The 20,029-nt window shown below is 35.2% G+C and carries 17 protein-coding genes; 6 read left to right on the top strand and 11 right to left on the bottom strand.

Going from position 1 to position 20,029, the window contains the following annotated elements:
• The 4 genes from ACUL40_RS00940 to ACUL40_RS00925 form a co-directional block, all read right to left on the bottom strand.
• Window positions 1-1,299 (bottom strand): sensor histidine kinase, encoded by a 1,299-nt coding sequence (locus tag ACUL40_RS00940; RefSeq protein ID WP_002195356.1) that lies wholly within the window; start codon window positions 1,297-1,299, stop codon window positions 1-3.
• Window positions 1,300-1,363: 64 nt separating this feature from the next.
• Complete coding sequence (malS, locus tag ACUL40_RS00935; RefSeq protein WP_002023847.1) at window positions 1,364-3,076, bottom strand: oxaloacetate-decarboxylating malate dehydrogenase; 1,713 nt, start codon at window positions 3,074-3,076, stop codon at window positions 1,364-1,366.
• A gap of 75 nt (window positions 3,077-3,151) precedes the next feature.
• Window positions 3,152-4,591: an aspartate ammonia-lyase gene (gene aspA / locus ACUL40_RS00930; RefSeq protein ID WP_000224205.1), complete on the bottom strand. Its 1,440-nt coding sequence runs from the start codon at window positions 4,589-4,591 to the stop codon at window positions 3,152-3,154.
• A 24-nt stretch (window positions 4,592-4,615) separates the two neighbouring features.
• Window positions 4,616-5,887, bottom strand: a complete 1,272-nt coding sequence (locus ACUL40_RS00925; RefSeq protein WP_000713293.1) for a cation:dicarboxylate symporter family transporter — start codon at window positions 5,885-5,887, stop codon at window positions 4,616-4,618.
• 695 nt (window positions 5,888-6,582) lie between these two features.
• Here ACUL40_RS00925 and ACUL40_RS00920 point away from each other — a divergent pair.
• Both ACUL40_RS00920 and pyrH read left to right on the top strand, forming a co-directional pair.
• Window positions 6,583-7,938: an RNA-guided endonuclease TnpB family protein gene (locus ACUL40_RS00920; protein ID WP_445422937.1), complete on the top strand. Its 1,356-nt coding sequence runs from the start codon at window positions 6,583-6,585 to the stop codon at window positions 7,936-7,938.
• A 313-nt stretch (window positions 7,939-8,251) separates the two neighbouring features.
• On the top strand, window positions 8,252-8,995 hold the full coding sequence (gene pyrH, locus ACUL40_RS00915) for a UMP kinase (protein ID WP_001248059.1): 744 nt from the start codon (window positions 8,252-8,254) through the stop codon (window positions 8,993-8,995).
• 54 nt (window positions 8,996-9,049) lie between these two features.
• On the opposite strand, the gene ACUL40_RS00910 is transcribed toward pyrH, so the two are convergent.
• From ACUL40_RS00910 to ACUL40_RS00885, 6 genes are all read right to left on the bottom strand, one after another.
• A complete protein-coding gene (locus ACUL40_RS00910) occupies window positions 9,050-10,261 on the bottom strand; it encodes a phospholipase D-like domain-containing protein (RefSeq protein WP_445422938.1) in 1,212 nt (403 codons plus the stop codon).
• A 110-nt stretch (window positions 10,262-10,371) separates the two neighbouring features.
• Window positions 10,372-11,517, bottom strand: coding sequence for an ABC transporter permease (locus tag ACUL40_RS00905; protein ID WP_000651903.1), 1,146 nt, complete (start codon window positions 11,515-11,517; stop codon window positions 10,372-10,374).
• Between the two features lies 1 nt (window position 11,518).
• The gene (locus ACUL40_RS00900; protein WP_001020160.1) at window positions 11,519-12,628 is read right to left on the bottom strand and encodes an ABC transporter permease; all 1,110 of its coding nucleotides are present in this window, start codon (window positions 12,626-12,628) and stop codon (window positions 11,519-11,521) included.
• Between the two features lie 37 nt (window positions 12,629-12,665).
• Window positions 12,666-13,604 carry an ABC transporter ATP-binding protein gene (locus ACUL40_RS00895; RefSeq protein WP_001093804.1) on the bottom strand — a complete coding sequence of 313 codons (939 nt, stop codon included), beginning with the start codon at window positions 13,602-13,604 and terminating at the stop codon, window positions 12,666-12,668.
• A gap of 138 nt (window positions 13,605-13,742) precedes the next feature.
• Window positions 13,743-14,843, bottom strand: a complete 1,101-nt coding sequence (locus ACUL40_RS00890; protein ID WP_000397690.1) for a sensor histidine kinase — start codon at window positions 14,841-14,843, stop codon at window positions 13,743-13,745.
• 4 nt (window positions 14,844-14,847) lie between these two features.
• Window positions 14,848-15,486, bottom strand: coding sequence for a response regulator transcription factor (locus ACUL40_RS00885; RefSeq protein ID WP_000694093.1), 639 nt, complete (start codon window positions 15,484-15,486; stop codon window positions 14,848-14,850).
• Window positions 15,487-15,706: 220 nt separating this feature from the next.
• On the opposite strand from ACUL40_RS00885, the gene ACUL40_RS00880 reads away from it, so the two are divergent.
• The 4 genes from ACUL40_RS00880 to exsE are packed head-to-tail and all read left to right on the top strand — an operon-like array spanning window position 15,707 to window position 18,708.
• Window positions 15,707-16,252, top strand: coding sequence for an RNA polymerase sigma factor (locus ACUL40_RS00880; protein ID WP_256737415.1), 546 nt, complete (start codon window positions 15,707-15,709; stop codon window positions 16,250-16,252).
• A complete protein-coding gene (locus tag ACUL40_RS00875; protein WP_000972341.1) occupies window positions 16,249-16,692 on the top strand; it encodes a hypothetical protein in 444 nt (147 codons plus the stop codon). Before ACUL40_RS00880 ends, ACUL40_RS00875 begins: the two co-directional genes overlap by 4 nt.
• A complete protein-coding gene (locus ACUL40_RS00870) occupies window positions 16,685-17,755 on the top strand; it encodes a hypothetical protein (RefSeq protein WP_001039115.1) in 1,071 nt (356 codons plus the stop codon). Before ACUL40_RS00875 ends, ACUL40_RS00870 begins: the two co-directional genes overlap by 8 nt.
• Entirely contained in the window at window positions 17,752-18,708 is a 957-nt protein-coding gene (exsE, locus tag ACUL40_RS00865) for an exosporium protein ExsE (RefSeq protein ID WP_001261422.1), read from the top strand. The genes ACUL40_RS00870 and exsE overlap by 4 nt, the downstream gene beginning before the upstream one ends.
• 30 nt (window positions 18,709-18,738) lie before the next feature.
• On the opposite strand, the gene ACUL40_RS00860 is transcribed toward exsE, so the two are convergent.
• A complete protein-coding gene (locus tag ACUL40_RS00860) occupies window positions 18,739-19,986 on the bottom strand; it encodes a DUF445 domain-containing protein (RefSeq protein WP_000058301.1) in 1,248 nt (415 codons plus the stop codon).
• Window positions 19,987-20,029: the final 43 nt, after the last annotated feature.

The raw sequence follows: 20,029 nt of genomic DNA, 5'->3' as shown, positions 1-20,029 counted from the left end.
CTATTCCCCTTCCCGCTTTAAACTACCCTCTGGTAAACAAACGATAAACTTACATCCTCTTTTATTTTCTCGGCCTTCTAATCTCACTTCTCCGCCTAGCTCTGTTACCATTTCATTTATGTAAGAAAGCCCAATACCAGTTGACGGTGTTCCCGTTTGATCATACTTGGAAGTAAATCCTGGCTTAAATACTAATTTCTTATACTTTTGTGCAATACCAGGTCCATCGTCAATTACTTCAAAAAATATATGTTGATCTCTTTTATATAGCTTAATAATAACGACACCTTTATCTTCAATTGCTTCAACTGCATTTGCAGCGAGGTTATTAAAAATTGATAGAACTGTATACACGTGGTATGCAGCATGCTCACCTTCTATATGTTTAGAAAAACGTATATCCTTTTCTAGCATTTCAGCATACTTCTCGTTTATTCTAACAATCATCTCTGCTAACTCATGTCCTTCTACATATTCAGCCACATTTTTATCTAATAACAGTTTAGATAATCCTGCAAATATCCTTTGATTATCCTTTTTTATTTCATGCACTTCCCCCGCTATTTTCAATGCTGTTTTACTACTTGAATCAGCGCTTACTTGTAAATTTCGATATAGTTGATATGCTTCTTGTGTAATTAACTCCGCATTTTGTAACGTCTTTTTCAAATGAACAGATTCCACATATAAATTAGAAAGATGCATTAACATATTTTCATTTTCTTTTCGAACTTGCGATTCTTTTAATTTCGTTTCATATAAATTCATCATATTTAAAAAACCAAGTGCAAAGAAACTACGAAAAATAGCAATAATAATAAGTTTATTCACTTCAGAAATCGTTATTGTTGTACCTAGTACTAACATGTGATAAAACGCAAGTTCTGACATACTTGCAACAATTTCAATTGAAATTCCAAGGCATCCAATAATGATTGGTTTCTGATGGAATTTATTTACCCTACAAAGCGAAAAAAAACTGCCATAAATAAAATAATAGAAGAACACAGGATAACGCAAATAAAATGATTCTGTCATATGAAATGAACCTTGCATGATCCAGTCAAGACATACTCGGAATAAGACTACAGATATACCAACAAGAATACCTGCAACTCCTGCTGGTACTCTTCTTAAAAATAATAATAAAAAGAAGAATAGCGGTGTACCGAAGCTAACTCGAAACGTATCATTAAAGGGATGAAAGTTCAGCTCCCCAGCAATCGGAACAACGACCATTAATATAATTAAAAGGGACATATCTTTCTTCCATAATTGATTCCAATTCAAAGGTGACACTTCCTATACTTTTTTTCAGTAGTAAAAGTGAAAGCCCGCTTATTGTTATAAACGGGCTTTTTTTCTATATTCTAACCTTTTCTACCGCTTTTATTTGGCGATACTCTGGCTTCCACATTGCTTCTTGTACTGCCATCTTGATATCGTTATCACTTAAGTTCACTCTTGCAACACCTTCTGCAACTGCAACTTTCGCTACTTCAATTGCAACCATTTCTGAGATATTACGTAATTCTTCGACCTCTGGTAAAATAGGTGCTCCTGGCTGACTTGTATCTACCATACTTGCAACTGCTTCAGCAGCCGCTGCGAACATTCCATCCGTCATGACGCTTGCTCGTACTACAATTGTTCCAAGACCAAGCCCTGGGAAAATAAGTGCATTATTTGATTGTCCAATCACATACGTTACACCGTTATATGTAACTGGTTCAAATGGACTTCCTGTTGCAACTAACGCTCTTCCTTCTGTCCACTCGATTAAATCTGCTGGTTTTGCTTCAGCAAGTGGCGTTGGATTCGACATTGGTAAAATGATTGGTCTTTCTACGTGAGAAGCCATTTCTTTAATAATCTCTTCTTTAAATGCACCTGCAACAGTAGATGTACCAATTAAAATTGTCGGTTTTACATGTTTCACAACTTCAGCAAGTCCGATCACATCATTTTCTTTCCACTCACTTACTTCTGCTTCTTTTCTTGCGTACGGAATTTGGAAATCAAGAAGATCTTCCATATTATCTGTAACTAACCCGTTACGATCAATACACCAGAAACGCTTATATGATTCTTCTTCAGATACACCTACGCGGACCATCGCATCTCTAACTTGATCTGCGATACCGATTCCAGCCGTACCAGCACCAAATACAACAACGCGGTGTTCACTTAGCGGTACACCAGAAGCTTTCACTGCCGATAATACTGCCGCAAGTGAAACTGCACCTGTACCTTGAATATCATCATTAAATGTACAAACATCATGACGATATTTATCTAAAATTTTTCGTGCGTTACGAGAGCTAAAGTCTTCCCAATGTAAAAGTGCTTTCGGGAATTGTTTGTTTACCGCTTGTACAAACGTATCAATAAATTCATCGTAAGCTTCACCTGTTATACGAGGGTGACGATTTCCAATATAAAATGGATTGTTTAATAGCTCCTCACGGTTTGTACCTACATCTAAAATTACTGGTAATACACGACTAGGATCGATTCCAACTGCAGCAGTGTAAACAGCTAATTTTCCGATTGCGATGTTAATACCACCAACGCCCCAGTCACCAATTCCTAATATGCCTTCTCCATCTGTTACAACGACTAAATCAATGTTCTCAGCTGTTGCACCAATATTGGTGAATGCTTCTTCAATACCTGATGGATCGTTAATCGATAAATAAACACCACGTGGTTTACGATATTCATGACTATATCTTTGAATTGCTACACCGACAGTTGGTGTATATACAATCGGTAACATTTCACGTAAATGATCTGTTAATATACGATAAAATAATACTTCATTTCGATCATGTAACGCAGTTAAGTATACATTCTTTAATAAATCATCCGGCTGAGAACTAAATTGTTCGTATGCTCGGCGTGCCTGTTCTTCTAACGTTAAAACCGCTGGCGGTAATAACCCTTTTAAACCTAACTCTTCTCTTTCATTTTGTGTGAAAGCGACCCCTTTATTTAAAAGTGGTGTTGATAATACTTCTGCTCCTCTTAATGTTGTTTCTAATGCACCATTAGAAGCTACTGTAAACTTGCTCATAACATCCCTACCTCTATTCATATATAGCATTTCTATATTGTAAACAAAAAAGAGGGGCTTGTCCCCCCTCTTTTTTTAATTTTTCTTTAAAAGAGTTGCTCCTGCAATCCCTGGGTGCGTCATTTCGAATGGATCTAGAATTAACTCTAAGTCTTCTTGTGACAGTACACCATTTTTCACACAAAGTTCTCGAACGGATTGCCCTGTCGCGATTGCTTCTTTCGCAACGCGAGCTGCAGCTTCATAACCGATATGAGGGTTCACGGCTGTAATAATTCCTACACTCTTCTCAACATACTCTTTTAAGCGATCTTCATTCGCTTCAATTCCTTTTAAGCAATTATCTGTAAAGGCACGGAAACCGTTATTCATAATGCTAATTGATTGCAGTAAGTTGAAAACAAGTACTGGTTCCATAACGTTTAATTCTAATTGTCCTGCTTCTGAAGCAAGGCAAATTGTATGGTCATTACCAATTACTTGGAACGCAATTTGGTTAATAACTTCTGGCATAACAGGGTTTACTTTCCCTGGCATAATAGATGAACCTGGCTGACGAGCTGGTAACATAATTTCTGCTAAACCAACACGTGGACCTGATGCCATTAAGCGAAGGTCATTCGCAATTTTAGACATATTCATCATACATACTTTAAGTGCTGCAGATACTTCTGTGTATGCATCTGTATTTTGCGTTGCATCTACTAAGTCTTCTGCACCAACTAGTGGTAGTTCACTAATTGCAGCTAAATGTTTTACAACTGCTTCAATATATTCTGGGTCTGCATTTAAGCCTGTACCAACTGCAGTTGCTCCCATGTTCACTTCATATAAGTGTTGACGCGATTGCTGAATGCGTTTCATATCACGTTCAAGTACACGAGAGTACGCTTTAAATTCTTGTCCAAGGCGAATTGGCACAGCGTCTTGTAAATGTGTACGTCCCATTTTAATCACATGATCGAACTGTTCTGCTTTTAATTCAAATACATCATGCATATAACCCATCGTTTGTAATAAGCCTTCTAATGCATTTAACGTTGCGATATGAATCGCCGTTGGGAATGCATCATTTGTTGATTGGGCCATGTTTACATGACTATTTGGACTAATATAATGATAGTCTCCCTTTTCCATTCCTAATAATTCAAGCGCACGATTGGCAATGACTTCATTTGCATTCATGTTCATTGAAGTACCTGCTCCGCCTTGGATTGGATCTACGATGAAATGATCATGCCATTTTCCATCAAGAATTTCTTGAGCAGCTTCTGCGATCGCGCCGCCCTTGTTCAATTCCAATCTTCCTACATCTGTATTCGCAAGCGCTGCAGCTTTTTTTACAACTGCGAACGCTCTAATTAAACCTTCATGGATTTTGTATCCTGTAATTGGGAAGTTTTCGACTGCACGCATTGTTTGTACGCCGTAGTATGCATAGTTTGGTACTTCTTTTTCACCTAAAAAGTCTTTTTCAATTCGAACACCATTTTTAACTTCAGTTAATGTTGCCATGATTATTCACTCCTTAACGATTTCTTATGCTGCTTTTGTTTCTTTGACTGTTTCTACATATTGTTTTGCTTTCTCATTATCGAATTCGCCTTCCCACTTCGACATAACAATGGCCGCTAATGCATTTCCTAATACATTGACAGATGAGCGAATCATATCTAAAATGCGGTCAATTCCCGCAATTAACGCGATACCTTCTAGTGGTAACCCCATTGAACCTAACGTTGCTAATACAACAACGAACGATGCACCTGGAACTCCCGCCATACCTTTGGATGTTAACATGAGAACGAATAATAACGTTATTTGCTCTGTCAGTGACATGTGCACACCGTACATTTGTGCAACAAATAATGCCGCTAACGCTTGATAAATAGCCGATCCAGTCAAGTTAAATGTATAACCTGTCGGAATTACGAAAGAGGCAACTGCCTTTGGACAACCGAACTCTTCCATCTTTCTCATTATATTAGGTAAAACAGCTTCTGAACTTGCTGTCGTAAATGAAAGAATAAGTTCTTCTTTTAAAATTTTCATTAATGTAAAAATGTTTACGCCAACCATTCTTGCATTAATACCTAATACAATCACAACGAATAGTATAACAGTTACGTATACAGCTAGCACTAGTTTTCCTAAAGGAAGTAGTGTTGCTACACCAAATTTTGCAACCGTAACCGCAATTAATGCGAATACACCAAATGGTGCAAATTTCATCACTTGATTTGTAACCCAAAACATCGCTTCGAGTACACCTTCAAAAAAGTTAAAAACAGGCTTTCCTTTTTCCCCAATTGCCGCAACTCCTAAGCCGAACAATACTGAGAAGAATATAATCGGTAATAGGTCACCTTGTGCAATCGATTCAAATACGTTTTTCGGTACGATATGAACAATCGTCTCAGCAAAACCTTTCTTCTCTGTTGCATCTGCAGTTTGTTTATAAGAAGAAATATCACTTTGCTGTAAATTACTCATATCAACACCAGTACCTGGTTGGAATATATTCGCTGCAAGTAATCCCATTAAAATAGCAATCGTCGTAATAATTTCGAAATAAAGAATTGTCTTACCACCCAGTTTCCCAAGCTTCTTCATATCTCCTACACCAGCTACCGCAACAATTAATGCTGAAATAACAATTGGTACTACAATCATTTTAATTAAGTGAATAAATATATCCCCAATTGGTGTGATATAAGAAATCGCCGTTTTATTGCCATAAAAGACTGCCCCTACTACAATCCCTAAAACAAGCGCGACAAAAATTTGTGTTGCCAATCCGAATTTTTTCATTTATGTTCATCCCCTTCATGCGAACGCTTTCAATTTGAATTTATAAAAGCTACTCACACATCTTATAAGCGAACCTACAAAATCATACAAAAACCTACAAGTTCGTCACAAAAAATTCAAATATTTTTCTTCTTTTTTTCATTGACACCATTTTGTTAAAAAACGATAAAATAAACTTGATAAGTAATCAGATTGTTTCGTATAATCAAAAAGATATATACTTAAAACAACTCAAAATGAAAAGGAGTGGATGATATGAAAAACTATACAAAACAATTCGTTCTATCTTCTTCTTTTCTTTTTCATTTTCTTAAAAAGGAACAAAGGCATTCGCCTTTGTTCCTTTTTTTATCCTTTTCGGCAAGAAGACTCCCTCCGATTTGTGTTACGGGTGAAACTCAACAATTCAGGTGGAGATGAATTGCCGTCAGAAGGTAGGCTGAACTCTTTTGTTTCGCTCATAATAATTTTTTGAGTGCGAATGTTTGTTTTTTTGTCTTACGATATAATCTGCGTAGATAAGGAGAGGAGGGAATAGATTGTAAGACAACGAAATTGGATAATGCTTATCATTCACCTACTTGAGTCAAAAGGAATTACGATGAAGAACATGTTCGCATGTTGTTTCATTTCGTTCCAAATATGGATTTGTTAAAAAATTTTTAATGAGTCCTCTAAGAAAGACGGTGAAAACAATGGCCAGAAAGAAAGCAGTGAAAGTATTACGTAAACAAAAGAAAAGAGAAATCATACAACGATTCACTCAAAAACAAAATATTGGGCGAGCTTGCTTGACTGCTAAAGAATTCCGCTTACTGCAACGCATGTCACATAGTTCAAAAGCATTGCGAAATGTTGGATTGTACACGATTAAACAAAGTTACTTGAATCATAATAAAATGGCTACTATAAGAGAAGTGGATACTGCCATGCAAGCCGATATGAATTACTGGGGCATTCAATCAAATACGGTTCAAGCGATTCGTAGAGCCTTGTTTACAGAAGTGAAGAGCTTTTTTAAAGCGTTGGAACAGTGGAAGAAAAAAACTGAGCAGTTCACAGGGCGTCCTAAGTTTCCGAATTATTCTCGTTCCACTGACAAACGAATTATTGAAATCTATCAAGTGCCAAAAGTGGATGAGAACGGGTATTGGATGATTCCGATGAATGTTGCATTCAGAAAAAAATTCGGTTCTATTAAAATACGTATGCCAAAAAACTTAAGAAATAAAAACATCTCCTACATTGAGATTGTACCAAAGCAAAAAGGTCGGTTCTTTGAGGTGCATTATACATATGAAATGCACGTTTCTCAAATGAAGAAACCACCTACGACCACTAGTAACGCTTTGAGTTGCGATTTAGGTGTAGACAGATTGTTAAGTTGCGTAACCAATACAGGTGATGCCTTCTTAATGGATGGGAAAAAACTAAAATCCATAAATCAATACTTCAACAAAATGATATGTAATCTAGGGCAGAAAAATATGGACAATGGAATTTCAAAACGTATTGTAACGAATAAAATGGCCGCACTTTGGCATAAACGAGAAAGACAAATAAACGGTTATATTGCACAAACAGTAGGTCTGTTGTTCAAAAAAGTGAAAGAATTCGATATAGATACGATTGTTGTAGGGTATAACGCTGGTTGGAAACAAAACTCTCATATGGGGAAAAAGAATAATCAAAAGTTTGTTCAAATCCCATTTCAGAAATTGATTGCAGCGATTGAGAATAAATGTGTAAAAGAAGGCATTCGCTTTTTCAAACAAGAAGAAAGCTATACTTCAAAAGCTAGTTTTCTTGATAAGGATCCGGTTCCAGTTTGGTCTAAGGATGATAAGACGCAATATCGCTTTAGCGGCAAACGAAGTACGCGTGGTCTGTATCAAAGTAAAGCAGGAACATGTATCCATGCTGATATTAATGGTGCGCTGAATACATTGAAAAAGTCAGGAGTTGTAGAATTGGATGGCAATCTCAAAGTGAAAACGCCGATTCTATTAGAAGTGCAAAAACGTAAGGCTATTGCTTTGTGCATAGCTTAGTGGGTGCGTCAACCATCCATGTGTACGCGACTTGTCGGGGCTTGTAGCACACGCCGGATTCATCTGAGTGGTGGCTTCTTCCATAAGGGAGAACTGCTCTTTTTCGAAAGGGTGATGCAAGTGGGAAAACAATCGTTCGTTGTCAGTACCAACCAAAAACAGACTCGGGGTGTTACCATAAGGTAGCATGAATGCTAGAGCGTCAAACTGTCTAGCGATAGACGAAAAGATCTAGTGTTCGAACTCAAGCCCCCACTGAAAGGCTTTATCTCAGTGGGGGGAGTTGACTGCGATCTATATAGGGGGAATTGTTATGAGACCATATAAACGTGTTTTAATTAAATTAAGCGGCGGTGCACTTGCCGATCAAACTGGAAATAGCTTTAACTCCAAACGATTAGAACATATCGCAAACGAAATTTTATCCATTGTTGATTTAGGTATAGAAGTATCCATCGTCATCGGTGGCGGTAACATTTTTAGGGGGCATCTAGCTGAAGAATGGGGAATCGATCGAGTAGAAGCTGATAATATCGGTACGTTAGGTACAATCATTAACAGCTTAATGCTTCGCGGTGTTTTAACAAGTAAAACAAATAGAGAAGTACGCGTTATGACTTCCATTCCATTTAATGCAGTAGCTGAACCATACATTCGCTTGCGTGCAGTCCACCATTTAGATAACGGTTATATCGTTATCTTTGGAGGCGGAAACGGCCAACCGTTCGTGACGACAGATTATCCAAGTGTACAAAGAGCCATCGAGATGAATAGTGATGCCATATTAGTCGCAAAACAAGGGGTCGATGGCGTCTTTACAAGTGATCCAAAGCATAATAAATCAGCAAAAATGTACAGCAAACTAAACTATAATGATGTCGTTAGACAAAATATACAAGTCATGGATCAAGCGGCATTACTGCTTGCCCGGGACTACAATTTACCAGCACACGTCTTTAACTTTGATGAGCCTGGTGTCATGAAGAAAATATGTTTAGGCGAACATGTGGGGACGTTGATTAATGATGATGTTACGATGCTGGTGCATGAAAAATAATGATTTCCCACCAAAAAAGGGTGCCTTTTGTAGGCACCCTTTCCTAATTCATCATCACAAATAGAAGTCAACCAATCCCGCCACTTTCTCCTTACAACGCTCCCAAAAAGATAACTTTTCAAAAAACTCTTTCGTCATTTCTTTCGAATCATGAAAATCCTCTGTTAACGCCTTATTAACTTGTCCTACAATAGGACCACCATAAATATAAAAATTCATTTCATCATTTATATTGAAGCTACGCGAAGTAAAGTTTGTTGTACCAATAACGGTTAATTCATTATCAATAAGCATTAATTTACCATGGAACATTCCTTTTTTATAACCATATACAGTAATTCCATTATTAACAGCTTGGCGTATGTATGGATACGCCGCTTCTTTTATAAGAGGTAGATCCGGTTTATATGACCAAAGTATTTTTACTGTAACACCACGCTTTTGCGCCGCGATTAAAGCATTCATAGATTCTTTATTTTTCGCTATAAAATACGGTGTTGCAATTACAATGGAGTGCTGAGCTTGTTTTATGAGCTCTATATATTTTTCAGCAACGTAATGCCCATTGTAACTAGTCATAGTATGTAATGTATTCCCTTTACTAGCTTTATTCGTACTTCTCTTTATCTCTTCTTTCGTATCTCGTTTCCAGTCTAAAGCGAATTGCTGTTCTAAATCTTTTGCTCCTTCTCCTTTAAGTCGTACATGATAATCACGCCAATATCCAAATCGCTTATCTTTCCCTAAGTACTCATCTCCTATATTAAATCCGCCTGTATAGCCAATCTCCCCATCAATCGTCGTAATACGGCGATGATTACGATGATGAAGAGAATAAAAGCCGAATGGTAATTCAGGTTTTCTACTATATGTAAAATGCACACCATTTTCCTGCAATTCATTTTTCATCTTTCTTTCAAATGATAAATCATTAATGCAATCAACGGATAAATAGACGTTTACTCCTTCTTTTGCCTTCTCTTTTAATAAGTTTAAAAAAGTATGGCTACTTTTATCATCCGACAAAATGAAGAAATACGTGTAAATGGAGCTTTTCGCTTCTCTTATATCAATAAATAATTGTTTATAAAAAGACTTCCCTTCTACATATAATTGAAAGTCACTATAATGAGGCGCATACTCTGTCGGCATATTTTTCCCAGCTTCCATTTTCCTACCTAAGGTAACATCGATATGCATCCATATTAAAATAAAAACGAAAATAGCAATAACAATAGAAGTAACTCGCAATATTTTTTTAATCATTTTGATTTCCTTCCGATCATTTTCTTTCCACCTTTCTATTTTGTCATTCAAGTTTAGATTTCATGCTTCATACAAAAAAGGATGTGACTTAACGTCACATCCTTTTCACATTAAACAAAATTCCTCGCATCATTATTTCTTCCAAACTTATAAATCGCAATTAAGAAGAATGCAATCGCGAAAGCGAATAAAATTAAAATGTTTAAATACAACTCAGAGAATGGAATTCCTTGCTGTAGTTTCGATACTGTGTCTAACAACCAGCGCTGTGGAAGAAAATTAGCTACTTTTTGTACTGCACTTGGCATAATGTCATATGGGAAATAACAACCCGCTAGTAAGCATGTTGGTACAATGACCATGTTTTGCATCGCATTTGCCGATGATGAGTTTTTTGAAAAAGCAACAATTACTAACGACATTCCAATCGCTATTAAAGCAAATATCATCAGTACACCAACCATAACGATGAAGGGCATATTGATATTCGTATGAAAAACATTCGTTAAGAATAGGATTGTAATCATAATTTGTACTGTTAATATAATCATATTTACCCCGACGTTAGATAATATAAATTTCTTTCCATCTATCGGCGTGGATAATAATCTAAAGTACGTTCTATTCTCTTTTTCTTTTAAAATATAGCCTGATAAGTTCACTGCTGAAAATAACATAAACATAATAAGATAACCCATCGTTTGGTTCGTCATATCTTTATTTTTCGAAGTATCTTCTAACGTCTCAGTCTTCACTTTAAATGAACTTTTTTGATATCCTGCGTACATCGTATCAAATGCACTTTGATCTGTTCCTGCTACTTTACTTATCGCTGCTACATTATTAATATAATTGTACAAATATGACTTAATAAACGCTGTTACTTGATCACCTTTAATCGATGAAATTTCAATATTGCTTGGTTTTCCTTCTCGGACACTTTCTGAAAAACCAGAATGTAACGTAATCACTCCATCAAGTTTTTTTGAAGTGAGTTTATCTTCTACTTCAGATTCTTTCACTTTACTTACTTTTACATGATTGATTTCTTCTAAAAATTTCACCGTATCATTTGCTATCGACTCATTTTCTTTATTTATAACTCCGATATTTAACGTCCCTTGCCCCGCATTTCCATATATTGAAAAGGAGATTAACGTTCCTATTATCGGCAAGCTAATAATAATGAGTAACCCTTTTTTATTTTTCAAAAGGACTGATAATGTTTTTTGCATAAGCCATAAAATATCTTTCATACTATAGCCCCTCCCGTCTGCGTAATGCGATAATCGATATGAATAAAAAGAGTGCTGAGATTCCGATATTTAAAGAGATGACCGGTAGTGCCGCCCCTACATCATTTGCATAAATAATTTTCATAACGGCAGTGTTTGCCCACGTTAATGGTGATAAATTCGTAACGAAATTTTCTTCTACTACGAAGTATGCCCCGCCAAAAATAGAAGCTAGTTGTACGATAACTAAAATAATTGCTCTAGATGCTTCACCTGTTTTTGTAATATATCCGATGCCGAGGCCGAAGCTAGTTGCTAAAAGGACTTCTGTTAGTAAAATAAGTAAGACAACTCCAAGATGATCGCCCCAGTTAGCTTGAAAAACAAATTTACTAAATAAAACGACAAGTAGTATGCACAGTGCATTCGCCACCATATTACCCAATATTTTCCCGATAAAAATTTCCGCTTTCGTTATAGGTGCAGCAATGAGACGATCTCCTGTTTTACGTATTCGTTCGCCTCTAATTAAATTACTTGCTCCCATCGCACCATACAAAGCAACCATCGTTGTCATTACAATTGCATAGTAATCCATAGAACCTGGTTTTTTAGCCGCTTGTAATGCCGTTTCTTTAATATACTCATTACGTTCTCCATTCGGAATTATTGTGCTAATTTTACTAGGGTCTACTTTCTCAATCTCAACTACTACATTGTACTTATCAACAAATGTAGTCATCATTCCTTCAACTATGCTACTTTCAATACTACTTCTATCACTTCCGTAAAACTTTACCCCGTCCTTATTCAATTCTACATACGCAGCGTATTTGTTTTGTTTTACTTTTTCTTTTCCATCTATCTCTTCAGAAACTTTCTTAAAGTGAATACCAGATTTACTTACTTCTTTTGCAAATGCTTCAAATGATTGAGAAAACGTACCATTTGCTTCATCTTTGTATATCACTTGTATATCTTTAATAGTATGACTATCGCTATTAAATGCATTACTTAACGCTGTTCCTAACACAAGCATAAGTACAATCGGAAATGCTAACATAAAAACTAAAGTTCTTACGTCTCTAAATTCTCTTTTAATGTGCATAATTGCAATATTGAAGATGTTCAATTGATGAACCTCCCTTTACCTTTTCTTCATTTACCTTTTATTTATCTCGTAAGTTTCTTCCGGTTAAGGTAAGAAATACTGTTTCTAAGTTGGGAGCCTGCTCCTCTAATGAACGAATTTCAATATCATGATTGATACAGTGTTGAATGATTTTATTTAAATTATTTAATCCCGCATCAGAATTCACTTTAATTACGTTTTCTTCAATTTGAACTGCTTTCACACCGTTTATCTCTTTTAATTTTTCTACATCTAAATTCTCTACCGATTTCACTTCAATCCAAATATCTTTCGTGTCAGTAATAATTGCTTTTAACTGTTCTTTCGTACCTTCTGCAATTACTTTACCGTGATCTACTATCGCTATTTTCGTACAAATCTCTTCTACCTCTTCCATGTAGTGACTCGTATAAATAATTGTACTTCCCATTTCATTTAATTTACGTACTGACTGCAAAATGTAGTTTCTTGACTGTGGATCAATTCCAACTGTCGGCTCATCCATAATAATTAACTTCGGTCTATGAGCAATTGCACAAGCGATATTCAGTCTTCGCTTCATCCCACCAGAAAAGTTCTTCGGATAGCTTTTCTGTTTATCACTAAGTCCTACAAATTTAAGAGCTTCCTCTACCCTAGCTTTTAATTCGGCTCCTCGTAACCCGTACAATCCAGCAAAGAATTTCACATTTTCATAGGCAGTTAACTCTTCATAAATCGCAATATCTTGCGGAACAATACCGATATTCATTTTCGCAAATCGATTATGTTTCTTTATATTTTTTCCTAGTATGCTAATCTCACCTTCATTACTTCTTAACAAACCAGCAATCATATTTATCGTTGTACTCTTACCAGCACCATTTGATCCTAAAAAGCCAAATATTTCTCCTTCTTTAATAGATAAAGACATATTATCAACTGCGATGAAATCACCAAATTTTTTCGTTAAATTTTTAATTTCTAATGTATTCATCATTTTCACCCCTATTTCGGTTTCTCTGCTTTTAGTATAAACAAAAAGAATGAACCTGCTCAGTGCAGAAGTTCATTCTTTTCACATGAGAATATTCACTTTTTTCATATGAGATGGTTCATCCTCGTACCATTCTCTTTATATTGGCAACAACATCGTTACTGAAAAACCACTTGTCCCATCTACAATAATTTTTCCGTTTACAGACGCCGTTCGCTCCTCCATCCCCATAATACCGAGACCTTTTTTAACAAGAGCTACCCCTTTTCCGTTATCCTTCACTTGCACCTTAACCATCTTGTTAAGTACATGAATATCTATAGAAATAACTGTCGCATCAGCATATTTCATTGCATTTGTTAGTGCTTCTGTAACATTCTCACCGATAATTTTCCACTGAATGGGAGAAATCATATCTAAGTTCCCTTTGTATACAAAAGGAATATTCACATCATTCTTACCGGCAAATTCCTCTATGAATAATTTCATACGATGAATGCCAATTTGCTCAGTTGGAGGCTTCATATTTTTTAATGTAATGCGAATACTTTCAATTCCATCTTTTGAAATGTGAATTGCATTTTGTAATAACTCCGCAGATTTTTCTTTATCTATTTCCATTAACCTTTTTGCTGCTTCCATTTGAATAAGTGCACCCGTCATCGAGTGACCAATTTTATCATGAATTTCTTGCGATAACCGATTTCTCTCTTCTAGCTTAAATGTGTATTCAGATTGTCTTATGTACTCTTTATTTTCATGTAAGCTTTTCGTAAGTCGTTGCATATCTTTTCGCATCTTATCATTTTGCGATTCAAGCTTTACTACACGCGATATATATCGATCTGCTATAGTTAAAACGAGAAAAGAAAATGCAACAATTAATCCATAAGTCATTCGAATACTTTCATCTGCAATCGTAATTGGGAGCATCATAACAACAAAGCGTGGCCAATTCTTTTCTATGTAATGGAATGTAATTTCGTATAAGTTCAAAGGTAAAAACAAAATAAAAAATGGATGAACCCTCCATGTAAATAACATAATTATGCCAATTGACATACAGATTAATAATTTTTTATACGTATCTTTTTTAAATATAGAAATCATTACGTTTACAGAGAGGTAAATAAGTAAAGTAAATATAACCCAAGGTAAATTTACTACATTTGCGTAAATATAACTAAACACAATATATAAAAAGACAATTAATTTACTTACAGTTAGCCAAAATTCCATATCACTAATCTACTTTCCCTGTTAAGTAATAAATCGCAATTTGTGTGCGATGTTCAAGTCCAGTTTTCCCTAAAACTGACGTAATATAATTTGCAATTGTTCCTTCAGATATAAAAAGCTGTTTCGAAATTTCTTTATTCGAGAAACCTTTTGCAATTAATGCGATAATACTAAGCTCCCTTTCTGTGAAAAGGCTCTTATCAATTTTACATTCTTCCTCTTTACTTTCCATTAAATTAGACTTAATTTTATCGAGGACAACATCTTGCATAACAGTTTGACCGTTATATACTCCTTTTATCGCATCACGAATACGCTCCGGATCGTTATTTTTTAACAAATAACCTTTCGCTCCGTTTTTTACTGCATCCAAAATATATTCATCATCATCAAACGTCGTTAAAATAAGCGGTTTTGTTTTCGTCTCTTCACAAATGAACTTCGTCGCCTCTACCCCGTTCATATTTGGCATGCGAACATCTAAAAGAGCAATATCAACTTCATGCTTTTTACAATATGCTACAGCTTCTTCCCCATCATTTACAGTATCTACTACTTCGAACTCTTCGTATGTATTTAAAATAATTTTCATGCCCTCTCTAATAAAAGAGTTATCATCCGCTATTAATATTTTAATTTTCATGTTTGTTAGTATGGCCCTTCCCCTACTAACATTCACATCCTTTCTCCGTGTAACATTTCCTACTTGCTCATTATATACTTCTCTTTACCATTTTTTCACACCTTTTTTCATCTAGCTCTCCTGCAAAAAATATATTATTCTTTTTTTACAATATGTGTAGGGTGACTTATCATTCTTTACGTCTATATAATAGAATGCGTCAAAAAGGAGGGAGAGACCCATTGAGGAAAAACAATTAATTGAAAAAGCACAGCAAGGAAGCGAGCATGCTTTTCGTATCCTTGTACAAACATATCGTCATTATATTTTTCAAGTTATCTTTTCTATTTTAAGACATGAAGAAGATGCGAAAGATGTTACACAAGAAGTATTCGTAAAAATTCACACCTCTCTCCCAAATTATCAATTTCGCGGATTAAAAACGTGGATGGCGCGTATTGCCACCAATCACGCTATTGATTATAAGAGGAAGAAAGCTAGAGAAAGTGAAGAACTCTCCTTATGTAAAGAAGCTGAGGAAAATATAAAGTCCTCTCATAATATTGAGGCTTTATTATTGACGAAAGAGCAGAAATTACTCATTGCTCAAAAACTGAGAGAACTTCCCGAAAATTACCGTGACGTCGTTCTCGCACATTACTTAGAAGAAAAAAGTTATCAAGAAATTGCTTTACAGGAAAACATCGAAGTAAAAACAGTCGAAATGAAACTGTATCGGGCACGAAAATGGATTAAAAAACATTGGAAGGAGGAAGAGTTTCTATGATGCATTATTCAAAAGAAGATTGGCGCAATTATACATTAGATTTTATAGAAAACAATAAACGTGAATCTATGGAAGAACATCTTTACGAATGTGATCATTGTTTAACACTTTATATGGAAAGTATTGATGAACAACATGAAAACCTTCCAATGATAAATGATGATTCATTTACGAACGAAGTTATGACGCAAATTAATTTTGAAACGCTACAACCTAATGAAAATATAAAAACAAACTCACTAAAGCGCACAATTATTCACTACATAATTGCGACTGCAGCTACAATTATTTTTATGGTAAGTGGTTTATTCCAATATATTTTTACAGCGACATCAAATTTCGAGAAATCTTCAAAACATAACGAGTCTTCTATCTCACAACAAATTGTAAACAAATCGGTAGATACATCAAAAAAGGACGGAGGTTTAAAGCATGAATAAAAACCCCTTTTTAGCACTTGTATTAGGGCTAATTCCTGGGCTTGGACATTTATACTTAAAAAAGCTAGGACGGTTTATTTTATATAGCGGAGGATCTTTATTTCTATTCTCCTTTGCAGTATTTTGTACCATAGTAGTAAGAGAACGTGATATTGCTTTTCTTTCTCTATTTTTACTAGCTGTTCTATGGGTAATTAACTTACTAGATTTAGTTATCACCATTATAAAACAAACGAAAAAACAAGAAGCTGGAGAATTGATAAATTCCTCTAAAGAGAGCGAACGATTTTATATCATTCTCCTATCCATCATCCCTGGACTTGGCCATTTCCAATTAGGACTTATGCAACGCGGTCTTACGTTTTTAGTCGCTTGCGCTGGCTTAGGCAGCATGATTATATTTGTAACATTATTAACATCTCAAGGAAGTTTCCTTATCTTTCTTATTACGTTACCTGTTTTATGGATTTATAATTTCTTTGACGTTGTTCAGCAACTACAGAAAAAAGAACGCGACGAGCAATTAATTGACCGTACTATTTTCGAAGATTTTGAAGAACATCGAGAGCAAGGAAAGAAAAGTAAAACATTTGCTTCTATTTTAGCGATGTTCCCTGGAGCAGGTCATATGTATTTAGGTTTACAACGCCGTGGTCTTCAGCTTATGGCAGCCTTTTTACTATCTATTTATTTACTCGACTTATTAAGACTTTCTGCGTTTTTATTTTTAGTACCAATCATTTGGTTCTATAGCTTTTTTGATGCGTTACAGCAAACAGCAAAATACGGAAAAGAACGAGTACAAGACGAACCCATTATCGATTATTTTATAAATCATCAAAGATGGATCGGTATCGGATTAATTACACTCGGTGGTTATTATTTATTAAATCAAACAGTCCTTCCTATTTTGAATGATTATTTTGTAACTATATTTAATATTCATCTTAGTGAACTATATTATCGCTATTTCCAGACATCTATCGTTGCGCTCCTTTTAATTGGCGGCGGCTTTAAATTGTTACTTGGAAATAAAGAAAACAAAGGTGGGACAAGCGAATGAGGACTTGGCGTGTTGGAACATTCTCAATGGGGCTTTCTATTATATCGTTAGGGTGCTTTTTACTATTTTCAGTCGTAAAAGGAATTCAAGTATTAGATACACTAACTGCATGGTGGCCAGTTTTACTTATCATACTTGGAGCTGAAGTTTTACTATACCTTCTATTTTCTAAGAAGGAACAATCATTTATTAAATATGATATTTTTAGTATTTTCTTTATCGGTGTTTTAGGAAGCGTCGGAATTGCTTTTTACTGTTTATTATCAACTGGATTACTAGAAGAAGTTCGTCACTCTATTAACACAACGAGGCAAACGAGTAATATTCCAGACGGACAATTTGATATACCTGAATCTATTAAAAAAATCGTAGTAGATGCGGGACATCAACCTCTAACGATAGAGGGAAATAATACAAATCAAATTCATCTTTTGGGAACTTATGAAATGACAACGAAAGCAAATGAAAAACTCAATTTAAAACAAGATGATTTCCTTTCAGTTCAAACGGCTGGAGAAACGATGTATATCACTTTAAAATCATTACCTGTTCAGCATACGTTATTTAATTCAGCACCACAGGTGAAACCAACGCTTGTTCTTCCGCAAAATAAAAATGTGGAAATCCGTGCTTCAAATAACGAACTATCTCTTTATCCAGGTCAATTACAAAATAATTGGTTTGTACAGGAAAGCTCAAGAGTATCTGTCCATCTTGCAAAAGAGAGTGATGTATCTTTAACAGCAGTAACAAATCAAAAAGAAACACACGGAAGCACACCTTGGGAACAAGTAGAAGATTTAACGAAAAACGAAAATACTTCTTCAGAAGAACATCCAGAATTAAACAACCAAGAACATTGGTATAAAAATTCGATTAAAACTGGAAATGGCACGTACAAGTTAAATATTGAGAAAGCTTATAATTTGAATATGAGTGTTCTCGAAAAATAAAAAACCTTCCGCAATTGCGGAAGGTTTTTCTCATATAATCGCTTTAATTCCTTCTAACACTAATCCAATCATAAATCCGCAAACCGCCCCGTTCACTCGGATCCACTGCAAATCTTTACCGACATTATTTTCAATCATTTCGATTAACGTTTTATCATCTAACTTATCAAGATTTTCTTGTACAAGCTTACCGATTTTCGAATGGTTTTTTTCCACAAGTGTAACAACTTGCTTTTGTAACCACTCCTCTATTTTTTGAACAGTTTGTTCATCTTCTTTTATTTTGTTCATTTGTTTTTGTAAAAATGGAATAACATATTTATCAGCAAATTCTTCATTATTTACAAAAGCAACTGCTCTTTGTTGTACTTGCTCTAGCATCTCTTTTATTTTGTCAGTAGCATTCCAATTGGCAATCCATTTTTCTTTCCAATTTTCTAATTCTTGTAGTAACGCTTCATTTTCTTTTACATTTATAATTTCTTGACGAATTTTCGCTAATATAAGTTGTCTCGTGCTATTATCTGCATCTTGTAAGCTGTTAATATTGCTAATAATAAACTTCTGCAAAATGCCGCCAATTTTATCTTCATCTACAATATTCATAAACGATTTCAATGTAAACTGTAAGAATCCATCTACTTTTATATTTTCCATCGCCTTCATACCTAAACTTCCAAGCTGGTAGCGTGCTTCATCTTGCGCTGTCCAATCTTTCACTTTTACTAAAATGTAATCAAGTGTCTTCTCATCATATTCTTGCACAACTAATTGATCAACAAGCACTTGTAAGATGTTACTTGTATTAATTGTATGCAAATATGTTTTTAATTCTTTTTCAATAATAACAGCTAACTTTTCTGTATCTATTGTAACAATTGCTTTCTCTGCAATCGTTACAATCCCCTTTTTCACAGCATCAGACTGCATTTCTCTCTCAGCAATTTGCAGTACCATTTGTGCTAACTGCATCTCTTTTACTTTATTCGTAATACTTTCTTTCGTCAGCCATTCATTTTCTAACGTATTGATGAGCCCTTTCGTTACTCGTTTACGATTTTTAGGTAACAAAGCTGTATGCGGAATTGGTATTCCCATCGGGTGACGGAATAATGCTGTAACTGCGAACCAATCTGCAAGCCCGCCAACTAACCCAGCTTCAAATCCCCCTTGTATAATCTCTCCAGCTATCGTTCCTTGAAAAGGGATAGAAGCCGCAAAGCCGACACCCATAACCCCAAGTGAAATACCCGCTATATATTTAGTCTGTAATGACATCGTATACACATCCTCTTATTATGTAAAATAAAGCTTTTTGTTG

This window comes from Bacillus sp. KNSH39 (genome assembly GCF_052656585.1).
The sequence above is the reverse complement of the archived record's forward strand: the minus strand, read 5'-3'. Positions and strand labels throughout refer to the sequence as shown.

Excerpts from the sequence above, each read along its gene's own strand:
- ACUL40_RS00860 (WP_000058301.1), bottom strand. The coding sequence starts at position 19,986 with ATGTCATTACAGACTAAATATATAGCGGGTATTTCACTTGGGGTTATG.
- ACUL40_RS00870 (WP_001039115.1), top strand. The coding sequence starts at position 16,685 with ATGAATAAAAACCCCTTTTTAGCACTTGTATTAGGGCTAATTCCTGGG.
- ACUL40_RS00920 (WP_445422937.1), top strand. The coding sequence starts at position 6,583 with ATGGCCAGAAAGAAAGCAGTGAAAGTATTACGTAAACAAAAGAAAAGA.
- ACUL40_RS00875 (WP_000972341.1), top strand. The coding sequence starts at position 16,249 with ATGATGCATTATTCAAAAGAAGATTGGCGCAATTATACATTAGATTTT.
- ACUL40_RS00895 (WP_001093804.1), bottom strand. The coding sequence starts at position 13,604 with ATGAATACATTAGAAATTAAAAATTTAACGAAAAAATTTGGTGATTTC.
- pyrH (WP_001248059.1), top strand. The coding sequence starts at position 8,252 with ATGAGACCATATAAACGTGTTTTAATTAAATTAAGCGGCGGTGCACTT.
- ACUL40_RS00885 (WP_000694093.1), bottom strand. The coding sequence starts at position 15,486 with ATGAAAATTAAAATATTAATAGCGGATGATAACTCTTTTATTAGAGAG.
- ACUL40_RS00910 (WP_445422938.1), bottom strand. The coding sequence starts at position 10,261 with ATGATTAAAAAAATATTGCGAGTTACTTCTATTGTTATTGCTATTTTC.
- ACUL40_RS00925 (WP_000713293.1), bottom strand. The coding sequence starts at position 5,887 with ATGAAAAAATTCGGATTGGCAACACAAATTTTTGTCGCGCTTGTTTTA.
- malS (WP_002023847.1), bottom strand. The coding sequence starts at position 3,076 with ATGAGCAAGTTTACAGTAGCTTCTAATGGTGCATTAGAAACAACATTA.
- ACUL40_RS00890 (WP_000397690.1), bottom strand. The coding sequence starts at position 14,843 with ATGGAATTTTGGCTAACTGTAAGTAAATTAATTGTCTTTTTATATATT.
- aspA (WP_000224205.1), bottom strand. The coding sequence starts at position 4,591 with ATGGCAACATTAACTGAAGTTAAAAATGGTGTTCGAATTGAAAAAGAC.
- exsE (WP_001261422.1), top strand. The coding sequence starts at position 17,752 with ATGAGGACTTGGCGTGTTGGAACATTCTCAATGGGGCTTTCTATTATA.
- ACUL40_RS00905 (WP_000651903.1), bottom strand. The coding sequence starts at position 11,517 with ATGAAAGATATTTTATGGCTTATGCAAAAAACATTATCAGTCCTTTTG.